We start from the raw sequence: 23,267 nt of genomic DNA, 5'->3' as shown, positions 1-23,267 counted from the left end.
CACGGGAGGCGTCGGTTCACGGTGTGGGGGCCCACTTCTCGACGTTCCACCACGGGCCGGAAGCGAGGCCGTGGTCGTGCGGCTCGACCTGGGTGGTGAGGGTGCCCCAGGTGTCGTTCACGACGTACACATGGTCGATGTGGGTGAGGAAGGTGTAGCCGGGGTCCTTCACCAGCTCGCGCTGGACGGTGTCGTACGCGGCCTTGCGGGCCTGCTTGTCCCCGCTCTCGCGACCGGCGTCGAGTGCCTTGTCGACGGCCGGATTGTCGTACCAGGCCATGTTGTTGAAGCCGTCGCCGGCGAGAGTGGAGTTGAGCAGGCTGAACTGGTCGAAGTCCGGGTCGCCGGGGGCTCCGCCGCCCGCCAGGACCGCGTCGGTCCTCATCCGCGGCTCGATGACCTCCCAGGTGCCTGCCTGGGTCTTGATGTCGATGCCGGCCTTCTTGGCGTCGGAGGCGTAGGCGAGCGCGTGGTCCTGGCGGAGTTTGTCGCCGCTCAGGTACCAGAGCGGGAAGCTCGCGCGTACGCCGTCCTTCGTACGGACGCCGTCCCGGCCGGTCTTCCAGCCCGCCTCGTCGAGGATCCGCTCGGCCTTCGCGAGGTCGTGCACGCGCTCGGTGCCCTTGGTGAACCACTCGCTGCCGGTGGGGACCGGGCCGTGGGCGGCCCTGCCCGCGCCGTCGAGGACCTTGTCGACCATGGTGTCGCGGTCGACGGCGATGTCGAGCGCGCGGCGCACGGCGTTGTCGCCCGCGACCTTGTTGTGGGTCGGCAGGGTGACGGTTCGGTAGTCGTACGACGTGGCCGAGTAGGTCCGCCTGCCCTTGTCGTTCTCGAAGCCCTTGGCGAGGTTGGGCGGCAGGATCGCGCCGTCGAGGTCTCCGGCGCGCAGCCGGGTGGCGCGGACGTCGTCGTCCTTGATGATCGCCATGGTGAACTTCTTCACCTTGGGCTCGCCGTCCCAGTAGTCCGGGTTGGCCTTGAAGCTGATCTTCTCGCCCTTGGACCAGTTGGTGAGGAGATAGGGCCCCGTGCCGACGGGCTTGGTGGTGAAAGGGCCGGTGTTGACGTCCTGCCTGCCCGCCAGGTGTTCCGGCGCGATGGGCAGCACGGTCCGCTGGGCGAAGGGCGCGTAGGGGTACTTGAGGGTGAACACGACGGTGTCCTCGCCCCTGGCGGTGACGTCCTTGATCGCCGCCAGCTCGGTCTTGGACGGGTTGTTGGTCTTCGCGTCCAGGATGGTGCGGTAGGTGAAGACGACGTCCGCTGCGCTGAAGGGCTTGCCGTCGCTGAACTTCACGTCGTCGCGCAGCCGGTAGGTGTAGGTCGTGCCGTCCGCGCCGACCTCGGGGAGCGCGGAGGCGAGGGCGGGCCTGAGGTTCATGTCGCCGTCGACCGCGAGCAGCCCGTCGAAGAGCTTGGAGTTGCCGTCCTTGCCGTAGCCGAGCAGCGGGCTGAGGCTGTCCGGCTCGTAGGCGATCCCGACGACCGCGGACTCCTGGTCCCCGCCGTCGGGACCGGAGCCGCTGTCCGGGTTCGAGCAGGCCGTGGCGGTGAAGGCCAGCGAACCGGCCAGCGCCGCCGCGGCCGTGCCGCGTATCGAACGGGCGGTCATGGATTCCACACCCCTACTGAAGATCAAACGTTATTGCGAACGACTCGCAATTAAACAGTATGTAAAGGGGTGCTTGTCCAGGTCGTATGGAGCCGACCGGCGGCCGGAACTACGGTGCGGGGGCGCCGGGCGCGGGAAGAGCGGTCAGGTTCGCGACCGCCTCACGGTGCGATCCGGTCGAACCCAGCGCGATCTCCGCCGACTTGGCGCGCTTGAGATACAGATGCGCGGAGTGCTCCCAGGTCATGCCGATGCCGCCGTGGAGTTGGACGCACTCCTCGGCCGCGTGCACGGCGACCCGGCCGCAGTACGCCTGGGCGACCGCCACGGCGAGCGGCGCGTCGGGGCTGTCGGTGGCCAGCGCGTCGACGGCGCTCCGGGCGGCGGCGCGGGCCGACACGACCTCCAGCCAGAGGTGTGCCATCCGGTGCTTGAGCGCCTGGAACGAGCCGATGGGCCGGTTGAACTGGTGCCGTTCGCGGGTGTGCCGCACCGTCTCCTCCAAGCACCTTTCCGCGAGCCCGAGTTGCTCGGAGGCGAGCAGTCCCGCCCCCGCGAGCAGTCCACGGCGTACGGCGGCCTCCGCGGCGCCGGGGGCCGTACCGGATTGCGCGAGCCGCGTCCCGGCGGCGAGGGCGGCGGGCGCCACGGTGACGGTGGCGAGCGGGCGCGTGAGGTCGAGCGGGGTCCCCGGGCGGACGGTGACGCCGGGCGCCGACGTCTCGACCGCGTACAGCCCGTCGTCGCTCAGGACGAGCAGGACATCGGCGATCGCGGCATCGGCCACGGCCCTGACGCCGCCGCTCGTGGTGGCGGTGGGGAGCGGGGCGTCCGGCCCGGTGGAGAGCGGGACGGCGAGCACGGCGACCGTACGGCCGCCGGCCAGCGCGCCGAGCAGTTCGCCGGCGGCCGCGCTCCCGGCGCCCCGCGGACTCCGCGGGCTCAGCGCGAGCAGCGTCTGCGTCGCGATCACGGAACTGGTCAGGTACGGCGCGGGCGTGACCGTCCGGCCCAGCTCCTCCAGCACCACCGCCGCTTCGCGGTGGCTCGCGCCCTGGCCCCCGAGGGCTTCGGGGACGAGCAGCCCGGCCGCGCCGATCCCGGCGGCGAGCGACGTCCAGAGCGCGGTGTCGTAGGGCGCGCCCGATTCGGCGCGGGCGAGCGCGGCGGGGAGGTCGGCGCGGCCGGTGAGCAGGGACCGTACGGCGGCGCGCAGGTCGTCCTCCGCCTCGGAGTACAGCAGGTCGGGCGCGGCCCCGACCGTCCCGGTCTCCGTGTCCCTCTCCGTCTCCGGGTCCGTGTTCAGGTCGTTCACCGTGCTCATCGGGCGAGGTCCTTCCATGCGACGTCCTTGTCGTCGCGCGGCTCGGCGGGCAGCCCGAGGACGCGTTCGGCGACGATGTTGAGCAGTACCTCGCTCGTACCGCCCTCGATGGAGTTGCCCTTCGAGCGCAGATAGCGGTACCCCGCCTCGCGGCCGGTGAAGTCGACCAGCTCCGGGCGCCGCATCGTCCAGTCGTCGTACAACAGGCCTTCGTCGCCGAGGAGTTCGACTTCCAGTCCGCTGATCTCCTGGTTGAGCCGGGCGAACGAGAGCTTCAGGCCCGAGCCTTCGGGGCCGGGCCTGCCCACGGCGAGCTGCTGGCGCAGGCGTTCACCGGTCAGCCGTGCGACTTCGGCCTCCACCCAGAGCGCGAGGAGACGCTGGTGCAGTTCGTGGGTGCGCAGTTCGGGGCGCTCGCGCCAGGTCCGGGAGACCGTGCCGATCATGCCGCCCTCGCGGGGCAGACGGGCGCCACCGATCGAGACGCGTTCGTTCATGAGGGTGGTCCGCGCGACCTTCCAGCCGTCGCCGACCGGGCCGAGCCGGTGGGCGTCGGGGATCCGGACGTCGGTGAGGAACACCTCGTTGAACTCGGCCTCGCCGGTTATCTGACGCAGCGGCCGGACCTCGACGCCCGGGTCGGTCATGTCGCAGATGAAGTAGCTGATGCCCTGGTGCTTGGGCAGGGCGGGGTCGGTGCGTGCTATGAGGATGGCCCAGCGCGCGAGGTGGGCGCTGGAGGTCCACACCTTCTGCCCGTCGACGATCCAGTCGCCCCCACCACTGGGTTCGCCGCCGTGTTCGCCGTTGTCGTCGCGTACGGCGCGGGTCGCGAGCGCGGCGAGGTCGGACCCGGCGCCGGGCTCGCTGAACAGCTGGCACCAGACCTCGTCGCCGACCCACAGGGGCCGCAGGAAGCGGCGCTTCTGCTCGTCGGTGCCGTACGCGAGGATGGTGGGCGCGGCCATACCCAGGCCGATGCCGATTCGGCGCGGATCGTTGTCGGGGGCTCCTGCGGCGGCCAGTCGGGCGTCGACAACCGACTGGAGTGAGCGCGGGGCGTCGAGTCCGCCGAGGCCGGCGGGGAAGTGCACCCAGGCGAGTCCGGCGTCGAAGCGGGCCTTCAGGAAGTCGGCCGGTGCCGTATCGGCCGGTGGATCGGCCGCGAGCAAGTCCTCGGTGCGGCGGCGCAGTTCGGCCGCGTCCGGCCCGGTCACCGGGCGCCCGCCCCCGATGTCGCGGCCAGGTCGGGGATCACGACCAGCCGGCCGGTGGTGGCGCCGTCGGCCACGCGCTGGACGGCCGACGCGGCGTCCGCCATCGGCACCCGCTCGCTGATCAGCGGCTTGACGATGCCCTTGGCGGCGAGTCCGGTCAGTTCCTGGTGGCAGTGGAGGATCGCGGCGGGGTCCTTCTGGTTGTACAGACCCCAGTGCAGCCCGAGGATCGCGTAGTTCTTCACCAGCGCGTGGTTGAGCGCGGGGGCCGGGATGGTGCCGCTGGCGAAGCCGATGACGAGGATGCGGCCCTCGAAGGCCACGCACTTGGCGGACTTGGTGTACGCGTCGCCGCCGACCGGGTCGTAGACGACATCCGCGCCGCGCCCGCCGGTGAGGTCCTTCACGGCGGTGACGATGTCGTCGGTGCGCCGGTCGATGACATGGTCGCAGCCCAGCTCCTGCGCCACACGCACCTTGTTGCGTCCGCCGGCCACACCGATGACGGTGGCGCCGGCCGCCTTGCCGAGCTGGACTGCCGCGCTGCCGACGCCTCCGGCGGCGGCGTGCACGAGCAGCGTCTCGCCCGCCTGGAGGTGCGCCCTGCGGTGCAGTCCGAACCAGCCCGTCTGGTAGCCGATGTGCAGGGCCGCCGCCTCGGCGTCGTCGAGCGCGTCCGGCGCGGGGAGCACGGCCGCCTCGTCGGCGACGACGTACTCGGCGAGTCCGCCGTCGGGCAGCGCGGGGGTCGCGATGACGCGCCGCCCGTCCGGTGTCTCGCCGCAGACCTCGACGCCGGGCGTGAAGGGCAGCGGCGGGCGGACCTGGTACTGGCCCCGGCAGAGCAGGGCGTCGGGGAAGTTGATGTCCGCCGCGAGGACCCTCAGCAGGAGCTGACCGTCACCGGGTGCCGGCCGGTCCACCTCGTCCAGCCGCATCACCTCGCCCGGTTCGCCGTTCCGGTGCACTCGCCATGCCTGCATTCGGGGGCCTCCACTGATGAGGGTCGGTACGCGCTCACCGCATACTAAGCGGTCGCTTGTCCTGTGGGAACAGACTCGTCGGCGTCGTAACGCGCCACCGCGAGCACCGCCATGTCGTCGCGTCCGCCCTTGGTCCAGCGGCCGACCGACGAGAACAGGGCCCCGATCAGCCGCTCCGGATCCCCGCCCGGGACCGGCTTCAGCTCGCTGCGGGGGTCGTAGAACGTCCCGTCCGCGTTCCGCGCCTCCGTCACCCCGTCCGTGACGCAGAGCAGGGTGGCGCCGACGGGGAAGTCGTACGAACGGGTGCCGCCGATACCGGGCGCGAGGTCCCGCATGCCCAGCGGAGGCGTCGGCTGGCCGGTGTCCAGTTGGCTCACCTCACCGTTCCGTACGAGATAGGGGGCGGGATGACCGCAGCTCAGCAGCCGCAGGGTGGTGCCGGGCCGGTCGATCTCGACCAGGAGCGCGGTGGCGAAGGCCTCGGCGGCGTCGACGGCGAACGGGTCCGCGTACTGCTCGACGGAACGGACGATGGCACGGTCGAGCCGTTTCGCGAGCCCCACCAGGTCCGGCTCGGACTCGGCGCGCTCACGGAACGCGCCGACGACGATGGAGACGGCCGACACCGCGCCGAGACCCTTGCCACGCACATCGGCGATGAGCAGCCGGAGGCCGAAGGGTGTCTCCTCCACGGCGTAGAGGTCGCCGCCGATCCGGGCGGCGGCGTCCGCCGCTTCGTAGCGGCAGGCGACGGCCATCGGGCCGACGATCCTGGGCAGCGGTGGCAGCACGGCCCGCTGCAACTGCTCGGCGGTGGATCTGACCCGGGAGAACCTGGCGCTCTGGCTGTCGAGCATCCGCCGGACGGCGAGCGCGAGAGCCGAGGCGATCACGATTTCCAGCAGTTGCACGGTCGCGGACGCGTAGCCGCGGTGACTCTGGATCGCGGAGACGCCGGTGAGCCCGAGGCCGACGGCCACGATCAGCAGGGTGTAGCGGAACGTGCCGCTGATGGCCGCCGCCATGGCGGCGACGGCGATGAGCGCGGCGCCGCTGACGATCTTCGGGGTCACCAGTTCGAGGCCGACGGAAGCGACGAGCAGTACCGGGGGCAACCAGGGGTACTGCTGGAGGCGGGAGTGCCTCTCGTCCATGTCACCGGTCGTGCTCCGCCGCGCCCGTCTCTCCATCCGGCAACCACATCACGGGAGCGATGCGCTCACCGTGCTGCGAAACCACCAAAAACAGATGAAAGGCGACTCGCGGCCCGCCGCGTCAGCGGCCGAAGACCTCGAAGGGCACCGCGGGCCGGCCGCCGAAGCGCGCGGCCGCCCCCTGCGCGTTGGCCGTGAGGAACGTACGGCAGTACGCCTCCGGGTCCTCGTCCGTCAGCACCTCGATATAGCTGCGGTGTTCGAGCAGCGACTGTACGGAGCGTTCCAGCCCGGCCGTCGCGTCGACGGCGTGCGTCGGGGTGGCGGATCCCGCGACGGCCACCCATCGCACCCCGTCCCACGGCTGGAGCCCCTCCCGCGCCAGTTCGGGGAAGATCCACCGGTTCCCCGCGTCACCGGCGGCGTCGAGCGTGGCGCGCCCGACGGCGCGGTGGTCCGGGGTGTTCCAGGCGGTGCCGCCCCAGGTGTCACGGTGGTTGAGGGTGATGACGAGTTCGGGGCGGTAGCGGCGGATGGCCGCCGCGATGTCCCGGCGCAGCGCGAGCCCTTCCTCGATCACACCGTCCTTGTGATCGAGGAACACCACCTCGGACACACCGACGACGGCCGCGCTCGCCCGCTGCTCCCGCTCGCGCAGCGGGGCCGCGGTGACGGGGTCGATCGTGTCGATCCCCGCCTCGCCCCGGGTCGCGAGGAGATAGGTGACCTCACGGCCCTCATCGGTCCAGACGGCGACGGCGGCCGAGCAGCCGTACTCCAGGTCGTCCGGGTGCGCGACCACGGCGAGGGCGCGCCGCCAGTCGGCGGGCATGGGGGCGAGCTGTTCGGTCGAATCAGTCATGCCCGCAGATTAGGTCCTGTCCGGCCCCGGACGGGTGACGCCGGCGGACGACGGTGCCGGTCCGCACGAACGCCGTCTCGCGGAGGCCGCTTCTCCGGGACGGTAACTCGGATGCGGTGCCGCGCGGCCACCCCTAGGCTGCGCCCCGCGGGCGATGCGAGCCGCCGTATCGACCGTCAGTGGATCGGAGACGCACGGGGTTATGACCAGTCAACTGTTCGCGATCTGTTTCAACGCGACCCGGCCTTCGGGCCTCGCGCGCTTCTGGTCCGGTGTCCTGGACTGGGAGTTGGCCGAGGGCCCGGACGACGTCGCGATCCTGCCCCCTGGCACCACCGGGTTCCGTATCCGCTTCCTGCCGGGCCGGGAGCCGAAGACCGGCCAGAACCGGGCGCACTTCGACCTGACGAGCTCGTCCCCACAGGACCAGCGGCAGACGGTGGCCAGGGCGCTGGAACTCGGCGGGAAACACATCGACGTGGGCCAACTCCCGGAAGAGGGGCATGTGGTGCTCGCCGATCCGGACGGCAACGAGTTCTGCGTCATCGAGCCGGGCAACAAGTTCCTCGCCGACACCGGCTTCATCGGGGCGCTGGCCTGCGACGGTACGCAGGAGGTCGGTTACTTCTGGAGCGAGGCGCTGCGCTGGCCGCTGGTGTGGGACCAGGACCAGGAGACCGCGATCCAGTCGCCGGAAGGCGGCACGAAGATCACGTGGGGAGGTCCTCCGGTGGCGCCGAAGACGGGCACGAACCGGCTGTACTTCGAGCTGACGGTCCCCGCCGACGCCGACTTCGAGGCGGAGACCGACCGCCTGATCTCACTCGGCGCCACGCGCACCGGCACAGGCACCGGCGGGAGCGACGGCGTCCGGCAGCTGATGCTCGACCCCGACGGCAACGAGCTCTCCGTACGGCGAGCCCCTGCTAGCCGGGCTTGATGCTCGCGAGCTGTACGAGCAGCAGGACCAGCCGGTAGGCCTCGGCGAAGTCGGCGGCGGTGAAGGTGACCGTCCGGCCGCCCCCGGCGCGTGAGACACCCGGCACGAGTGTCGCCAGGTCGACCATGTAGGCGCCGTAGAGGTCGATCTCGACCTCCAGCGGTCCGGCAAGGGCGAGTGGCGTGACGTGGGCCCGCCGCTCGACGGCCACCGCGGCCGCCCGGCGCAGCCGCTCTCGGGCCTCCTCGGGGTGCAGCGCCACGGCGGCGGCCTGACCGAGGGCTTGTTTGACCGCGACGGTGACGGCCGACGGCACCAGTTCACCGAGTTCGGCACAGGCGGTGTCGTCGCCGCTGAGCAGCACGACCGGCACACCCGCATGCCCGGCCATGGCGGCGTTGAGGCCGATCTCGCCCAGGGAACGCCCGCCTACGCGTACGTCCAGGACGGCGTCGCTCATGGTGTGCGCCAGCACGGCCGGTCCGCCACCGGCTCGGGCGTGGTAACCGACGAACATCACCGCGTCGGTGTGCTCGTCCAGCCCGCCGAGCATGCCCATGGGACGGGGCTTGCCACGAACGAGCCGGGCCCGCCGGTCCAGCTCCTCCGGCAGCAGGTTCCGGAAGGGCCCGTGCGCGTCGGCGACCCAGACCTCGGCCGCGGGCTCGGCGTCCAGGACACCCGCGATCACGGCGTTCGCTTCGGCCGTCATCAACGCACGGCCTCGCTCGTAGTCGTAGCGATCCGGATTCGTCTCGGCGGGGTGCACGATCGCCGAGATGCCCTCCATGTCAACTGAGATCAGAACCTTCATAAGGCAGGGAGCCTATGCGCCGCGCGTGCCGGCCGACAGTGCTCACCGGACTCCTGACCAGCTCGGCCGGACCGAGACAGGCCCGCGTCGGCGCCGTCTCCGTCTCCGCCCGTCAGATCTCGTCGCGCGCCAGTGCCAGCAGCCGGTCGAGCACCCGTGGGCCCGAGGCGCGGACGCCGTCGTGCTCGTACTCGTCGGTGACCCAGGTGCGCAGCCCCCGGATGCCACGTGCCGTCCGGAGGCTGTGGGCCGTGTCGACGTACATGTCGTCGTGGTAGACGGCGGCGGCGACCGGGACCTCGTTGGCGGCCAGGCGGTCGGGGTCGTACAGCGCGGGCCAGTCCCCCCGGGCGGCCAGCAGCTCCGCCGTCTCACGCAGCGGGCGCAGGGCGGGGTCGGCGGTGAAGTGCCAGGGGTGGATCGTCTCACCGGTGAACAGCAGCGGGGTGTCTCCCGCCAGGGTCCGCGCCGCGTCGAAGCGGGGGAACTCCGCGCGTACCCGCTCGGCCGACCAGGCGGTGGGCCGGTCGTCCTGGGCGTAGATCGCCTCGTGGACGAGCGCGTACAAGGGGTGGCCCGCGAACGAGAGCTGGGCGGCGACGCTCTCCTGGAAGGTGTCGGAGAGTTCGTGGCCGCCGGGGGTGGGCACGAAGGCGTTCTCCAGCAGGTGGTGCAGCTGGTGGGTGCCGTCCCCGACGCCGAGGAGGATGCCGAGGGACTGGAACGCCTCGGGCGTGAGGATGTAGCCGTTCGGCAGGACGGGGTGGTGCTCGGCGATGTGTCCGACGATCCGCCGGGCCTGTTCGACGTCCTGCGGGTAGCGGGCGTAGTGGGCGGCGACCTTGCGTTCGATGCGGGGGTACGCGGCGCGGTAGACGTCGTCGGGACCACCGTCGAGCAAGGGCAGGCCGCCGGTGATCAGTACGGTGCGCAGTCCCTCGGGCGCGGTGGAGAGATAGCGGACGGCGCAGAAGCCGCCGAAGCTCTGGCCGAGGAGGGTCCACGGGGCGCCGCCGGTGACCTCGCGCCTGATGACCTCGCAGTCCCGCACGATGTTGTCGGACCTGAAGTGGGCGAGGTGGTCGGCCTGTTGCCGGGCGTCACCGCGCGCCGGGAGCGTCTGGCGGTTGGCGGGCGTGGAGAGGCCGGTGCCGCGCTGGTCGAGGAAGAGCACCCGGAAGTCCTCCAGGGCACGCCCGAGCCATGCCTGCCGGCCGATGAAACGGCGGGCGCCGAAGCCGGGTCCGCCTTCCAGATAGAGCAGCCACGGCAGGTCGGCGCCGGCTTTCGCGGTGGCCACGGCCTCGCGGCCGTACAGCTCCATCCGCTCCCCCGACGACGGGTTCGCGTGGTCGAGCGGGACCGAGAAGCGGTGGTCGGTGAGAGTGACGCCGGGCTGGCGGTAGCTGGTCAAAGGTGCTCCAGGTACGTGCGGTGATCGGTGTGGGTCCGTGGATGGGCCGCGACCGTTCGGCCGCGTCCCGTATGCGGGCGTCCCCGCTCACGTCCAGCGTGTGCCCATGATCCGGTTCGAGCGGGTGAGCAAGGTCTACCCGGACGGTACGGCAGCCGTCGACGGCCTGTCCGTCGAGGTCCTCGAACGCGAGCCGGTGGCCCTGGTCGGCCCTTCCGGCCGCGGCAGGACAGCCACGTTCGACTCGGTGTCGGACGCGTAGGACGTGCCCGGACCGCCGGGCGGGGTACGCGGGAGGTACCCCGCCCGGCGGCGGTGGCTCAGCCGCGCGCCACGGCGATGGAACCCTGGAGCCGTTCGCCCGCCTCGTAGACCATGTACGGCACCCCCCGGTCGGTTCCGAAGGAGGGTGCCGCGCTGCGCCCGTTGTCGGGCGGTGTGTTGGCCGAGTCGTAGAAGAGGCCGAGGTGGTTGCGGCGGCTGAAGTCGTTGCCGACCTCGGTGATCAGCAGATTGCCGCCGTTCTCCTTGCTGGTGTTGTAGACGACGTACGTGCTGCCGTCGCGGCTCAGCAGGTGCGGGCCGCCGATGTTGTTCGCGCCGACGTCGGAGTGGCGGACGAGCGGCGTCTGGTCGAACGTCCAGTTGCGGCCGTCGCCCGACCAGCCCCAGGCGATGTCACGGTGGTTGGACTTGTTGTTGAGCATGAAGAGCATCACGTAGTGCGCGCCGCGCGAGGGCAGTTCGTGCGCGAAGACGCGGGCGTACGAGGTCTCGGTGCTGCCCGCGGGCATCATCGCGGTGGTGAGGACCACCTTGTCGTACGTGAAGGTGATCCCGTCCTTGGAACGGGCGAGGCGGGTCGTGCCGTTCTCGCCGTGGAAGTAGAGCCACAACTCCTTGAGGTCCGCCCGCCAGATGACGTGCGGGGAGGCGACGTGGCTGACCTTGTAGTGCGGCTGCCAGTTGTTGGAGACGATCGGGTTGGCGGTGTACTCGGTGAAGGGTCCTTCCAGCGAGTCGCCGTAGGCCAGGCAGATGCCGCCGGGCGCGTCGTGCGGACCGTAGTAGAGGTAGTAACGGCCCAGCGGATCGGCCAGCTTGTCGTAGACGCCCCGGATGCACGGGAAGATGATCTCGCCCGTGGGGTTGTACTTGAGCTGAGACGGCGTCAGAAGGGTTCTCAGATACCGGTAGTTCGGGAATCCGCCGGGCGCCGCCGCGAGAGCGGGGGCGGCGGCGGGGGCGGCCCCGACGGGGGCCGCGGCCGCACTGCCCGCCGCCGCGCCGGTGGCCACCACTCCCGACGCCACCGCGGCGGTGGCCGCCGCCGCGCGCAGGAATATCCGCCGGCCTGGGTTCCGCGGCTCGTCGGCGGCGTGCTGAGATCCGTTGTCGCCGTGCTGACTCGTGTCGTGCTGTGTCATGTCGTTCTCCGTCCCGGGAGTGAGAGATCACAGATAGGTGGCGGCGGTGACGCAGAATCCGCCCAGGGCGACGGCCCAGACGTACGGCAGGGTCCGCAGCATCACCTGCTGCGGTGTGACTCCCGCGTACTGGGCGCTCCATACGGTCTGGGTGCTGGTCGGGTCCGACACACCGAAGACCTGGTTGTACGAGGTGGCCAGCCCCAGTACCGCGACGGCCGGGTAGATGCCGGCGGCGATGAGGACGCCGGCGATTCCGGCGCCGAGACCGAAGACGTTGAGCGGTCCCCGGTAGAGGCAGAGCGGCACGAGCAGGGTGAAGACCACGACGAACAGCACCGGGTTCTGCGGGCTGACCGCCTTGATCAACGGCTCCAGGGCCTCCACCGCGCCGGGCAGCTTCACCGCGGCGAGCAGGATGCCGATGGCGATGAACAGCACGATCGGCGCCGCCGCGATCTCGAAGCCGCCGTACAGGGTGCGCAGCAGCCGCTTGTTCATCTCGCCCGGCCGGGTGGTGGTGAACAGCGCGTACAGGACACCGGCCAGCATCGACGGCAGGATCGGGATCTCGAAGCCGAGGGCGAGGATCAGCGGTACGAGCGGGGTGAGCAGCGCGTACCACGGTGCGTCGCCGAGCTGCTTGCGGCGTGAGGCGGGCTTCGCGGAGGCGGACTTGAGCGACCACGCGTGTTCGACGCCGCGTCGCCGCGTCTCGACGAGGACGAAGACGACGGCGGCGGCCAGCGCGAACGGGAACAGCTTCAGCATGAAGCCGCGCACCGTCTCGACGGGCAGTTCGAGCGCGGTCGAGAAGAACTGCCAGATGGGCAGTTCGAAGGGCATGCCCGCGGCGATGCCCATCAGGATGGTGCCGGCGGCGGTGACCTTGGGGATGCCGACGGCGATCATGGCGGGGATGCCGATGATGCCGGCGAGCATCGCGGCGGGTGCCGAGCCCGTGACCGTACCGACGAGGGTGGAGACGCCGAGGACGCCGAGGGCGACCACGACCGGGCGGTCTCCGCCGAATTCGACGATCTTGCGGACGAGGGTGCCCGCGATGCCGGTCTCGTCGAGGAGTTTGCCGAGCCAGGAGCCCAGCAGGATCGCGATCATCGTGGCCGCGAGGGCCGGTGCGCCCTCCTGGATGACCGTGTCCAGGACACTGTTCTCGCCGGTCAGCGGGGCACCCGCGAGGAAGGCGATGGCGACGGCCAGGATGACGAGGGCGAAGGCGGTGGGGAGCCTGCGGGTGAGCATCGCGGCGACACCGGCCGCCATGACGAGAAGGATGACGACGCCCATGGCGTTACTTCTTTCTTCCGTGCGGGGGCCTGTGCGGGGCCCCGTGCTGCGGTTCGGCCACGGCGGCGAGGGCGGCCGTCAGCATGAGCGGGCTGCGGCCGAGGCCGCAGACGGTGCGGGCGTAGGCGTGGGCGGCGATCTCGTCGGCGCCCGCGACATGGCCGTGGAGGCGGTGGCGTCCCGCGCGCAGCACGACATGGTCGAGGGACCGTTTCAGCGCCGTCTTCGCCGGGCCGTGGTGGAACTGTTCGTGCACGGCCTCGTGGGCGATCGCCGCCGCCCGCACCGAACCGGCGGGATACCAGTGGCGCCAGCCGAGCCGGTCGGTCAGCTCCTCGGCGAGGGCCAGGGTGTCGGTGAACAGTTCCACGGTCGGGACCGGCCGGGAGGTGTAGCGGGCGAGGAGGCCCTTCGCCAGGCCGTCGCCGCTCTCCACGACGCGGGCCGTGGCGGCCAGCGGCTCGGGGCCGCGTGCGAACGCGGCGCCGAACTCGTCGGCGGTACGCGCCCATCGGCGCAGCCGCTCGGGGTCGCGGCCCTCGTGCGTGGGGGTGTTCGCGAGCAGCCGGACACCGAACTCGATGTCGTCGGTAGCCACGAGCGCGTCGAGTTCTTCGAGCATCCCCGGCCGGATGTGGTCGAGCAGGGAGGTGGTCACGACCGTACCTCCAGCACGGCGACGACCGGTTCGTCGGCGGCGCGTGCGCGCAGTTCGCTGCGGGCGAGCGCCAGCAGGGGCTGGGGGTCGAGTACACCGGAGAGGTCGGCGATCCGGGAGCCGAGGAGGAGCCGCAAGGCGGGGGCGCGGACGCCGCCGTCGCCGTACGACGTGGCCTCCTTCACCAGCCCGGCGAGGACTTCGGGGGCGCGGCCGACCGTCGTGGTCTCGACATGGGCGTCCGGCGCGTGGAGCCGTACGACCCCGTCGGCGTCCACGACCCGCACCGGGTGCCGGTCCGCGCGGAACCGCCGGTGCACGTCGGTGCCGTACACGGTGTGCGCGGGGGTGCCCGCGAGCACGCGCACCGACGCCGGGTCGGTCTTGAGGCTGTCGGCGGCGGCGCGCAGCCGGTCGGCGTCGTCGGCCCGGTGGGCACGGTCCTGTGTACGCAGCTCGGTGGCGCCGGTCGCGACAGCCCGCACGGTGCTGGTCTGCGGGTCGACGGTGACCTCCACCTCGACGCCGTCGGCGGCCGCGCCCTGGGCGACGACGGCGGCCTCGGCCTCGGCCCGTACTGCGAGGATCTGTTCCTGCCCCGCGCCGGGGATGATGCGTTCGACCTGCTCGCGGATGAGAGCGAGGGCGACACCTATGGGGCTGATGACCTCGTTGTGGCGGGCGATCCTGCCCTCCTGGCCGGAGACGGCCGCGAGGTGCGGGGTGACGGCGGCCGCGCCTCCGCCGCCGCCGACGAGCACGGCGGTGTCCTTGTCGAGGCGGTAGTCGCGGATCATCGCGTCCACCACGGACTTCACCTGGTCGGTGCCGGCGTCGAGGACACGGGCCGCCGCCGTGGCGACGTCCGTACCGAGCGTGGCCGCCAGGGGCTCGATCGCGGCCTTCGCCACGGCCGGGTCGCAGTGCGCGAAGTCCCCTTCGGGGACCCGGCCGAGCGCGTTGGCGGCGCATGTCATGGTGATCGCGAAGCGTCCGCCGGCGGCGTCGAGCACCGCGTAGTCGGCGGGGTCGTCGTCCATGGGCCGGATGGTGGTGACCTTCGCGTCCCGCAGGTCGTCGAGTGTCGCGTAACAGGCGTACGGCAGCCCGGCGATGTGCGCGCTGCGCGGTCCGGCGCCGGTGACCTTGCCGCCGCCGATCCGGACCATGGAGCCGCCGCCGACGCCGACGGTCCGCACGTCGAGCGCCGACAGGTACGACGTCTTGCCGAGGATGGTGGCGTGCCGGACGGCGACCTTGCCGCGCCGTACGACGCTGATGTCGGTGGACGTGCCGCCGGTCTCCAGGAACAGGCCCTCGCTGATGCGCTCCTGCATGAGCGCCCCGGCGACACCCGCCGCCGGACCGGACAGCACGGTGAGCAGCGGCCTGCGCCGCATCTCGTCCAGCGACATCACTCCCCCGTCGCAGCGCATCACCATCAGCGGCGCGCTCACGCCCGCCTTGACGATGGAGGCGTCGACGAGGTCCGCGGTGGCGAGCATGCGCGGCAGGATCGCGGCGTTCACGACGGCGGTGCGGGTGCGCTTGTGGAGCCCGTACAGCGAGGTGATCTCGTGCGCGGCGGTCGTGGGCAGTCCCCGCTCCTTGGCCACGGCGGCGACGGTGTCCTCGCCCCCGGGGCGGTCGACGCTGAAGGGCTGGCTGGTGACGACGACTTGGGCGCCTTCTTGGACGACCGCGTCGACGGCGGCGCGTACGGCGGGCGCGTCTTCCGGGTCGGCGACATGCGCGTAGGCGAGCGGAAGCCGCTTGCCGGGGGTGAGTTCGAGCTTGCGGAAGGCGGCGAGCCTGCGGGTGAACGCGGCGCTCGGACCGGCGCCGATGCCGATCAGACCGACGGTGGCGACGTCGCCCTCCAGCAGGGCGTTGGTAGCCTGGGTCGTGCCGTGGGCCAGGAAGGCCACGTCCTTCGGGGCGTGTCCGGTCTGCTCCAGCAGGCGGTCGAGAGCTTCGACGATGCCGTGGGCGACGCCGTCCTCGTGATGGTGGCTGGTGGGGACCTTCACCTGCCCCAGAAGTCGCAGGGTCGTGGCGTCTACGGCCACGGCGTCGGTGAAGGTTCCGCCCACGTCGATGCCGACGCGGATGCGGTGGGTGTTCATGGCTTGGGCACCTCCTTGTGCAGGGTGGGCATGGCGCGGGCGGTGAGGCCGGGCGGGGCAGGTGGAGCTGCTCCTGCCCGGCTGTCCGCCGGCGTTGTTGTTCTGTCTCGTTCTGTGTTGTTCTGTCGGTGGCCGCTCCGTCAGAGGCCGTTCCGCCAGTGACGGTGCTGTCAGTAGCCGCGTACGTCCGGCCAGTGGCGCTGAACTCCTTCGCGGTCGAGCAGCCGGGCGAATTGGTCGAACCGCTTGTCCTCGGCCTGGACCTGGTGGGGTTCGACGCCCTCGGCGACGCAGTGCGCGGCGAGCGCGCCCGCGACCTCGCCGATGTTCCATTCCACCGGGTGGAGCCGGTAGCAGCCGTTGGTGATGTGGGTGGTGCCGATGTTCTTTCCGGCGGGCAGCAGATTGCGGACGCGGCGCGGTACGAGCGCGCCGAGGGGGATCTCGAAGGGCACCGAGCCGATGTCGATGTAGTTGTCGCCGCCGGTCGAGGGGTGCAGGTCGATGCGGTAGTTGCCGACGCCGACGGAGTCCCGGTGGCGGGTGCCGCCGTAGGGTCCGACGATGTCGATCGAGACGTCGTGCTCGGTGACGGTGGTGACCGCCTTGATACGGCGCGACTCGCGTACGTACGGCGCCTTGGCCAGCCCGTCGGGCGTGCCGGTGACGTCGGGACGCAGCCGCAGCCCGGGGAATCCCTTGCCGCCGTCGGCGCGGGGCGCCTCGGTCTGGAGCCAGTACAGGACCGACAGCGACAGTTGGCGCGCCTCGGCGAGCGCGGCGGCCGACGTCTCCTCGCCGGCCCCGATCAGGGGCTTGAGCCAGTAGTCGTTCAGGGGCCAGTTGACGAGCGTGATGTCGGAGTCGAACGCGCCGGGCCGGTGCAGCTTGCGGGCGAGGATCCGGCGGAAGCCGAACAGTTCCTTGTCGCCCGCGTCGGCGGACTGGTCGGCGGTGACGTCGAGCGGGTCGAGGTCCGGGTTGGGGACGAAGGTGCGCGGTACGGCCTCAAGGGTGCGGGGGTCCGGCGCGAGGAAACCGAGCAGCGGGCCGGGCCAGAAGTCCGGCTGGTAGCTCCGCCAGAAGTCGTAGTCGGCCGGTCGCTCGACGGTGTGGTCCTCGCCCTCGTGGTGGGAGAGCGCGAAGCAGACCGTGATGCCCTGCTGGTTGAGGGGCTGTGCCTCGTCGGGGGCGTGCGGCTCGTCGAACTCGCTCCGCGCCTCGGCGCCGATCGCGTGCTCGACACCGGCGAGTTCGAGCAGTTCGCCGGTCTCCGTCGCGTCGATGACGTAGCGGGCGGCGATCGTACGGCGGCTGCCGTCGCGCAGATCGGTGAGCGTCACGGAACGTACGGTGTCGTCGTCGCCCGCCTCCGCGGCGACCGGTCGGTGCTCGGTCAGGAGCGTGAGCCGGCCCGACGAGCGGTGCGGTGCGAGCATCGCCTCCATCACCGCGAGCGCGACGCGCGGTTCGTGGCAGAGCTTGCTGACGCGGCCCGCGCCCGGGTTGAGGTCGGTCAGGGCCAGCGCCTCGGAGCGCAGCGGGTACCACTGTCGGTAGTAGTCCCTGATGGAGTCGCGCAGGGTGCGGTACGAGGCGGTGGTGCCGAACTGCTCGACCCACGGGTGCTCGTCCGGGGGGACGGCCTGGGAGGTGAGCTGGCCGCCGATCCAGTCCGTCTCCTCGGTGAGGACGACGGTGCGTCCGGCACGGCAGGCGGCGAGGGCGGCGGCCACGCCGCCGAGCCCGGAGCCCACGATGAGGATGTCGGGTGCGGATGTCACGGGTCTCCTTGAATAGCTGTGTCGTTCTTGGTGCGTTCGGGCGGTGTGCGCCTGATGGGCCGAGGTTGCGAGGTGCGGCCGGGTCAGGGGTGGGCGGGTGGTGGTCCCGCCGTCGTGCCGGGCCTGAAGGCGCAGGCGACGAGCGGTTCCGTGGCCTGCTCCCCCGCGACCAGCGCGGCGAGCATCCGCACGGCGGCGGCGCCCAACTGCGGTCGGGGGATGTCGAATCCGGTGGGCGTCGGCCCGTCCGACAGGTCCGGCGGGGGGCTGCCGAGCAGCGCGAGCGAGGCGTCGCGCGGGCAGTCGATGCCGACGAAGTGCGCGGCGCCGTGCAGCGCGCGCCAGGCGTCGCCGGTGTCGGTCTCCTCGGCGACGAACGCGGTCACGCCGTCGTCGAGCCAGCCGCGCAGCCGTGCGGCGGTGAGGTCGTGCTCCGGGGCGGCGGAGCGGAAGACGGCATCCGGGCCGCCGGGCAGCCCCGCCTCCTCCAGTCCCTTGAGGAAGCCGTGCTCACGGTCGGTGGACGCGGGGGCGTCGTCGTCCTCCCGTACGAGCACGATCCGCCGGTGGCCGAGCGCGGCGAGGTGCGCGACGACCTCCTGGCTGGCGCTGACGTAGTCGGCGCCGACCCAGGCCAGCCCTTCCAGTTCGTCCCTGCGGCCGAGGTGGACCACGGGGAAGCCGTCGGCGACCAGCCGCAGCAGTTCGCCGGCGGGCGCGTGGCGGCCGAGGAAGAGGCAGCCGTCGGCGAGCCGCACGCGGCCCAGGGCGTGCGGTCCGGCGGCCCCCGCGCCGCCCGTGCTGGAGCCGGTGAAGAGCACCAGGTCGTAGCCGCGTGCCGCCGCCTCCTGCTCGACGCCGACGAGGAACGGGTAGTACGAGTGCTGCACGTCGGTCGGGAAGGTGGACGTGAAGCTGAAGACCCCGAGCAGGTTGTTGCGCGCGGCGGCCAGCCGGCTGGCCGCCGGGTCGGGGACGTATCCGAGGATCCGCACCGCGTCGAGCACCTTGCGCCGGGTCTCCTCGGAGATCGTGGCGCCCTGCTTCCGGCCCCCGAGCACCAGCGAGACCGTGGCTTGCGAGACCCCGGCGAGCCTGGCGACCTCGGCCTGGCGGGGCCGTGACGTCCGGCCCGTGGGTGCGGGGGTCCGGCCCGGCCGGGCCCGCTTCCTGGGTTCCTCCACCGTGTTCCTCCGGATCGTTAATGCGTATTAGTGATGCGCATTAGCGAGTACTGTGGACCTTCGGACGGCGCCGGTCAATAGATCGAGCCGGACTTCTTTCGCACATATCCGCGACCCGCCTCCGGAGTCCTGCCGGCTCTCCTCCGCCCGTCCGACGCCCTTTCCTCGGCTCTCCCTCGGTTCTTCTGCGGCCGTGAGGCGGGCCGTACGGTGTGATCGTCCGCTCGCGAAACCAGAGGTGATCCCGCACATGGCCCTGTTCGATCTCCCCCTCGACGAGTTGCGGAGCTACCGCAGCCGGTCCGTGGAACCGGCCGACTTCGACGCCTTCTGGGCGACGACCCTCGCCGAGGCCCGCACCCACGATCTGGACGCCCGTTTCGAACCTGTCTTGACGGAACTGTCGACCGTGGAGGTGTACGACGTGACCTTCGCCGGCTTCGGCGGCCACCCGGTCAAGGGCTGGTTCGCCGTACCGGCCGGGACGCGTGAACCGCTGCCCCTGGTGGTCGAGTTCGTCGGCTACGGCGGCGGGCGCGGCATGCCGTTCGCCCGGCTGCTCTGGCCGTCCGCCGGCTTCGCGTACTTCGTGATGGACACGCGGGGGCAGGGAGCGGGATGGGGCGGCGGCGACACCCCCGACCCGGTGGGCAGCGCTTCGGCGTTCCCCGGTTTCCTGACCCGCGGCATCGAGGATCCGTACGAGTTCTACTACCGCCGTGTCTTCACGGACGCGGTCCGCGCGGTGGAGGCCGCCCGCTCGCATCCGCTCGCCGACGCCTCCCGGACTGCCGCGATCGGCCGCAGTCAGGGCGGCGGGATCACGCTGGCGGTGGCCGGGTTGATACCGGATCTGGTGGCGATCTCACCCGATGTGCCGTTCCTCTGCGACTTCCCGCGGGCGACGACGCTCACCGACAGGGACCCCTACCGCGAGGTGGGCAAGTACCTCAACACCTACCGCCGACGGGGCGAGCAGGTCCGGCGGACTCTCAGCTACTTCGACGGCGTGCATTTCGCGGCGCGCGGCCGGGCACCCGCGCTGTTCTCGGCCGCTCTGGAGGACCAGACCTGTCCGCCGTCGACGGTGTTCGGGGCCTTCAACGTCTATCCGCACGAGGACCGGACGATCGAGGTGTACGAGTTCAACGGCCACGAGGGGGGTCAGGCGTACCAGGAGGAGGCCCAACTGGCCTGGCTGCCACCTCGTCTGACGGCGTGAGACCCCCGACGTCCCCGACGACGGCTCGACCGGCCCTCGTCCGGCGGGGCCGCGCGTGGGGTCGGCGCGTACGTGACCCGCGCTCCGGCACGGCGGCCGGCGCGCCGGGGGTCATTCGGGTGCGACGTCCTCGGGTGTGCCGCGGGCCAGGCCGGCGAGAAGGTCCAGGGCGTCGGAGAGCGTGCGGTGGGAGGGGGTTCCCAGGGCGAGCCGGACGGCATTCGGGGCTCGGCCGGTGCCGACGGTGAACGCGGCGCCGGGCGCGATGGCGATGCCCAGACGGGCGGCGGCGGCGACGAAGGTCTCGGCGCGCCAGTGATCGGGCAGCTCCCACCAGCAGTGGTAGCCGCGGAGGTCGGCGTGCACGGTGAAGCCGGTCAGGCTTCCGGCCCTGATCCGCTGGCGCTCGACCGCGTCGGCACGCTTGGCCCGGCCGATCGCGTCGGCGGTGCCGTCGGCCATCCACTGCGTCGCGGCGTCGAGAGCGAACCGGCCCGCCGACCAGGCGCCCGAACGGAGGGCGGAGGCCAGGCGCTGCTCGAACGCGGGCGGGGCGACGGCGAAGCCCAGCGTCAGGCCGGGCGCGAGCCGCTTGGACATGCTGTCCAGGACGATGGTGCGTTCAGGGGCGAGGGCGGCGAGCGGCGGCACGTCGTCGCGGAGGAATCCGTAGATGGCGTCCTCGATGACATGCAGGTCCAACGTGCGCATCGTTTCGACGAGTTGAGCCCTGCGGTGCGGCGGGATCGACATGCCCAGCGGGTTGTGGAGCGTGGGCTGCAGATAGACGGCCCGCAGCGGCGGAGCGGCGGCGAGGGCTGCGGGCAGGAGTCCGTCCTCGTCCATGGCGAGCGGGACGAGGGTGATGCCGAGGTGGGCGGCGATGCCCTTGACGACGGGGTAGGTGTACTCCTCCACGCCGAGCCGTTCACCGGCGGGGACACAGGCCGCGAGAGCGGCCGCGATCGCCTGGCGGCCGTTTCCGGCGAAGAGGATCCGTTCAGGTTCGGGCGTCCAGCCGGCGCGCGCGAGGAGGGGCGCGGCGGCCTCGCGGGCGGCGGCGGTCCCGGACCGGTCGAGGGGCCGCAGACTCGCGGCGAGCACGTCGGGGCGCTGGAGGCGCGTCATACCTGCGGCGAGCATTTCGGCCTGCTCGGGCAGTACGGGGAAGTTGACCTCCAGATCGACCCTGGCCTCACTGGGCTCGGTGAGCATCGGCTGCGGTCCGGGGGGCGCGGCGCGCACGAAGGTCCCCCGGCCCACCTCGCCGACGGCGAGTCCGCGCCGGATCAGCTCGCCGTAGACCCTGGCGGCCGTGGAGCCGGCGATCTCGCGGCTCCGGGCGAACCGCCGCTGCGGTGGCAGCCGTTCGCCGGGGCGCAGCCGGCCGGCCCGGATGTCGGCCGCGAGCTGATCGGCGATCAGACGGTAGTCCTCCATGGCGCTCCCCTCCCGTCGCCGCTCACGGCGGTGCGACATTGCACCGAGATCAATTTCAATATTGCTTCGAGATATTGCACCACTTAGCATCGAGAAAGCAAGTGGGACCGCATGGAGCCGAGCATCCGGGCCGAGCACCGTACGGAAGACGAAGGACGCGCACATGAGCACCATGACGCTGCACGACATCACCCTCACGTACGACGACGAGGGCGGGAGCGCGGGCAAGGACGGGGGCGGGGGCGGAAGCGACGGTGAGGTCCTGGTCCTCGTACACGGCCACCCGTTCGACCGCTCGATGTGGCGCCCCCAGATCGAGACGTTCGCCGGCCCCGGGCGGCGCGTGATCGCCCCGGATCTGCGCGGCTACGGCGGCTCCACCGTCCTGCCCGGCAAGACGACACTCACCACCTTCGCGTGGGACATCGCCGCCCTGCTCGACCGGCTCGGCGTCGGCCGGGTGGTGCTGGGCGGACTGTCGATGGGCGGCCAGATCGTCCTGGAGTTCCACCGGCTGTTCCCGGAGCGGGTCCGGGCCCTGGTGCTGGCCGACACCTTCGCCGCCGCCGAGACGGAGCAGGGCAGGGCGGCGCGCAACGCGATGGCCGACCGGCTGCTGCGCGAGGGCATGGGGCCGTACACGGACGAGGTGCTGACCAAGATGGTCGCGCCGCACAACGTCGAGGCCCTGCCCGCGGTGGCCGCACACGTACGGGACATGATGCGCGGCGCACCGCCCGAGGGCGCGGCGGCGGCGCTGCGCGGCCGGGCCGAACGGCCGGACTACGTCGGCATGTTGGCGCGTGTCGCGGTCCCGGCGCTCGTCGTGGTCGGCAGCGAGGACGAGTTCACGCCGGTCGCCGACGCGCGCGTGATGAGCGACGGGATACCGGACGCGGCGCTCGCGGTCGTCGAGGGCGCCGGGCACATGCCCAACCTGGAGCGGCGGGCGGAGTTCGACGCGGTGCTCGGCGCGTTCCTCCGCTCACTGCCGCCCATTACCTCCCGGGTAATCGACCAGGTCGGCCACTTCGAGAACCATCAGGGGGGTCAAGCCGCTTCCCCGAGGAGGAACCCATGAGTTCGTCGGATTCGTTCGGTGTCCCCGCCCCGTCCCGTACCTCCGCGCCCACCGACTCCGCGGTCGTGCGCGGTGACACCGGTCTGCTGCGCCTGGCGCTGCGGCTCGACGCCGTGGCCACCGGAGCCGTGGGGGCCGCCGCGCTGATCGGCTGCGCGGCGCTCGACCAGGTACTCGGCCTGCCCGTCGCATTCCTCGCCGGGGTCGGCGCGTTCCTGGTGCTCTACGCGCTCTTCCCGGGGCGGGTCGGTTCCGCGTCCGCCCCGAACCGAAAGGCGGTCTGGGCGGTGGTCGGCGGCAACCTGGCGTGGTTCGCGCTCAGTGTCGTCACGGCCGCCGCGGGCCGGCTCGATCCGACGGGCCTCGGCACGGTGGTGATCGTGGTCCAGGCGGTGGCGGTGCTGGGATTCGCCGACGTCCAGCTCCTCGGGCTGCGCAGGGCGCGCAGGTCACCGGCGTGAGCGGAGCCCCGCCGTTCACTCACGTGGGGCGTTGGACGCGGCCGTACCGGTCGATCCGACAATCCACCGGCTGTACGAGGTCGTCCAGGTCTACGGTCCGACCATCAAGGAACTGATCCACGAACAGTGCGGCGACGGAAAAGTACCTGCCGTACCAGTGGTGACGGCCGGTGTCCGGGTACGCGGGGCCGGTTCGCCGATCGGGTGGAGCGCGCCGCCGTCCATGGCCTCACCCTCCGGTCTCCCCTCT

The 23,267-nt window shown here is 71.9% G+C and carries 19 protein-coding genes and 2 pseudogenes; 6 read left to right on the top strand and 15 right to left on the bottom strand.

The annotated features are described in order from the left end of the window. Positions 1-16: 16 nt before the first annotated feature. The 6 genes from SSPS47_RS32320 to SSPS47_RS32295 all read right to left on the bottom strand — a co-directional run bounded on the left by SSPS47_RS32320 (position 17) and on the right by SSPS47_RS32295 (position 7,158). Positions 17-1,615 (bottom strand): ABC transporter substrate-binding protein, encoded by a 1,599-nt coding sequence (locus SSPS47_RS32320; protein ID WP_164253992.1) that lies wholly within the window; start codon positions 1,613-1,615, stop codon positions 17-19. A 109-nt stretch (positions 1,616-1,724) separates the two neighbouring features. Then, the gene (locus SSPS47_RS32315; RefSeq protein WP_164253991.1) at positions 1,725-2,939 is read right to left on the bottom strand and encodes an acyl-CoA dehydrogenase family protein; all 1,215 of its coding nucleotides are present in this window, start codon (positions 2,937-2,939) and stop codon (positions 1,725-1,727) included. Then, positions 2,936-4,156 carry an acyl-CoA dehydrogenase family protein gene (locus tag SSPS47_RS32310; RefSeq protein ID WP_164253990.1) on the bottom strand — a complete coding sequence of 407 codons (1,221 nt, stop codon included), beginning with the start codon at positions 4,154-4,156 and terminating at the stop codon, positions 2,936-2,938. Before SSPS47_RS32310 ends, SSPS47_RS32315 begins: the two co-directional genes overlap by 4 nt. After that, positions 4,153-5,139, bottom strand: a complete 987-nt coding sequence (locus SSPS47_RS32305; protein WP_164253989.1) for an NADPH:quinone oxidoreductase family protein — start codon at positions 5,137-5,139, stop codon at positions 4,153-4,155. The genes SSPS47_RS32310 and SSPS47_RS32305 overlap by 4 nt, the downstream gene beginning before the upstream one ends. 44 nt (positions 5,140-5,183) lie before the next feature. Next, positions 5,184-6,296 (bottom strand): PP2C family protein-serine/threonine phosphatase, encoded by a 1,113-nt coding sequence (locus tag SSPS47_RS32300; protein ID WP_164253988.1) that lies wholly within the window; start codon positions 6,294-6,296, stop codon positions 5,184-5,186. A gap of 121 nt (positions 6,297-6,417) precedes the next feature. Then, the gene (locus SSPS47_RS32295) at positions 6,418-7,158 is read right to left on the bottom strand and encodes a PIG-L deacetylase family protein (protein ID WP_164253987.1); all 741 of its coding nucleotides are present in this window, start codon (positions 7,156-7,158) and stop codon (positions 6,418-6,420) included. A 202-nt stretch (positions 7,159-7,360) separates the two neighbouring features. Between SSPS47_RS32295 and SSPS47_RS32290 the strand changes: the two genes are divergently transcribed. Then, complete coding sequence (locus SSPS47_RS32290; RefSeq protein WP_164253986.1) at positions 7,361-8,098, top strand: VOC family protein; 738 nt, start codon at positions 7,361-7,363, stop codon at positions 8,096-8,098. Here SSPS47_RS32290 and SSPS47_RS32285 read toward each other — a convergent pair. Then, complete coding sequence (locus SSPS47_RS32285) at positions 8,085-8,912, bottom strand: M55 family metallopeptidase (RefSeq protein ID WP_164253985.1); 828 nt, start codon at positions 8,910-8,912, stop codon at positions 8,085-8,087. The genes SSPS47_RS32290 and SSPS47_RS32285 overlap by 14 nt on opposite strands. A gap of 112 nt (positions 8,913-9,024) precedes the next feature. Further along, on the bottom strand, positions 9,025-10,326 hold the full coding sequence (locus SSPS47_RS32280; protein ID WP_164253984.1) for an alpha/beta fold hydrolase: 1,302 nt from the start codon (positions 10,324-10,326) through the stop codon (positions 9,025-9,027). Between the two features lie 106 nt (positions 10,327-10,432). On the opposite strand from SSPS47_RS32280, the pseudogene SSPS47_RS32275 reads away from it, so the two are divergent. After that, positions 10,433-10,564 (top strand): annotated as a pseudogene (locus tag SSPS47_RS32275) (ABC transporter ATP-binding protein); the annotation flags it as partial. A gap of 82 nt (positions 10,565-10,646) precedes the next feature. Here SSPS47_RS32275 and SSPS47_RS32270 read toward each other — a convergent pair. The 6 genes from SSPS47_RS32270 to SSPS47_RS32245 form a co-directional block, all read right to left on the bottom strand. Next, positions 10,647-11,753: a hypothetical protein gene (locus SSPS47_RS32270; RefSeq protein WP_164253983.1), complete on the bottom strand. Its 1,107-nt coding sequence runs from the start codon at positions 11,751-11,753 to the stop codon at positions 10,647-10,649. A gap of 27 nt (positions 11,754-11,780) precedes the next feature. Beyond that, positions 11,781-13,061 carry a TRAP transporter large permease subunit gene (locus SSPS47_RS32265; protein WP_164253982.1) on the bottom strand — a complete coding sequence of 427 codons (1,281 nt, stop codon included), beginning with the start codon at positions 13,059-13,061 and terminating at the stop codon, positions 11,781-11,783. A 4-nt stretch (positions 13,062-13,065) separates the two neighbouring features. Beyond that, positions 13,066-13,683 (bottom strand): hypothetical protein, encoded by a 618-nt coding sequence (locus tag SSPS47_RS32260; RefSeq protein WP_164255255.1) that lies wholly within the window; start codon positions 13,681-13,683, stop codon positions 13,066-13,068. Positions 13,684-13,715: 32 nt separating this feature from the next. Further along, on the bottom strand, positions 13,716-15,845 hold the full coding sequence (locus SSPS47_RS32255; RefSeq protein ID WP_164253981.1) for a hydantoinase/oxoprolinase family protein: 2,130 nt from the start codon (positions 15,843-15,845) through the stop codon (positions 13,716-13,718). 170 nt (positions 15,846-16,015) lie between these two features. Then, positions 16,016-17,629 (bottom strand): FAD-dependent oxidoreductase, encoded by a 1,614-nt coding sequence (locus tag SSPS47_RS32250; protein WP_147874682.1) that lies wholly within the window; start codon positions 17,627-17,629, stop codon positions 16,016-16,018. A gap of 83 nt (positions 17,630-17,712) precedes the next feature. After that, a complete protein-coding gene (locus SSPS47_RS32245) occupies positions 17,713-18,813 on the bottom strand; it encodes a LacI family DNA-binding transcriptional regulator (protein WP_164253980.1) in 1,101 nt (366 codons plus the stop codon). A 250-nt stretch (positions 18,814-19,063) separates the two neighbouring features. Between SSPS47_RS32245 and SSPS47_RS32240 the strand changes: the two genes are divergently transcribed. Continuing rightward, positions 19,064-20,035: an acetylxylan esterase gene (locus tag SSPS47_RS32240; protein WP_164253979.1), complete on the top strand. Its 972-nt coding sequence runs from the start codon at positions 19,064-19,066 to the stop codon at positions 20,033-20,035. 111 nt (positions 20,036-20,146) lie between these two features. Here the strand turns inward: SSPS47_RS32240 and SSPS47_RS32235 are convergent, their stop codons facing one another. Beyond that, complete coding sequence (locus SSPS47_RS32235) at positions 20,147-21,475, bottom strand: PLP-dependent aminotransferase family protein (protein WP_164253978.1); 1,329 nt, start codon at positions 21,473-21,475, stop codon at positions 20,147-20,149. A 163-nt stretch (positions 21,476-21,638) separates the two neighbouring features. Here SSPS47_RS32235 and SSPS47_RS32230 point away from each other — a divergent pair, with 163 nt between their 5' ends. The 3 genes and pseudogenes from SSPS47_RS32230 to SSPS47_RS36100 all read left to right on the top strand — a co-directional run. Next, complete coding sequence (locus tag SSPS47_RS32230; RefSeq protein ID WP_164253977.1) at positions 21,639-22,556, top strand: alpha/beta hydrolase; 918 nt, start codon at positions 21,639-21,641, stop codon at positions 22,554-22,556. Then, positions 22,553-23,017, top strand: coding sequence for a hypothetical protein (locus SSPS47_RS32225; RefSeq protein ID WP_164253976.1), 465 nt, complete (start codon positions 22,553-22,555; stop codon positions 23,015-23,017). Before SSPS47_RS32230 ends, SSPS47_RS32225 begins: the two co-directional genes overlap by 4 nt. Before the next feature lie 31 nt (positions 23,018-23,048). Next, positions 23,049-23,162, top strand: a pseudogene (locus tag SSPS47_RS36100) (cyanate hydratase); the annotation flags it as partial. Between the last annotated feature and the right edge of the window lie 105 nt (positions 23,163-23,267).

Source organism: Streptomyces sp. S4.7 (assembly GCF_010384365.1).
In the GTDB taxonomy this organism is placed as follows: Bacteria; Actinomycetota; Actinomycetes; order Streptomycetales; family Streptomycetaceae; genus Streptomyces.
This window is presented reverse-complemented; position numbering and strand designations above follow the sequence as displayed.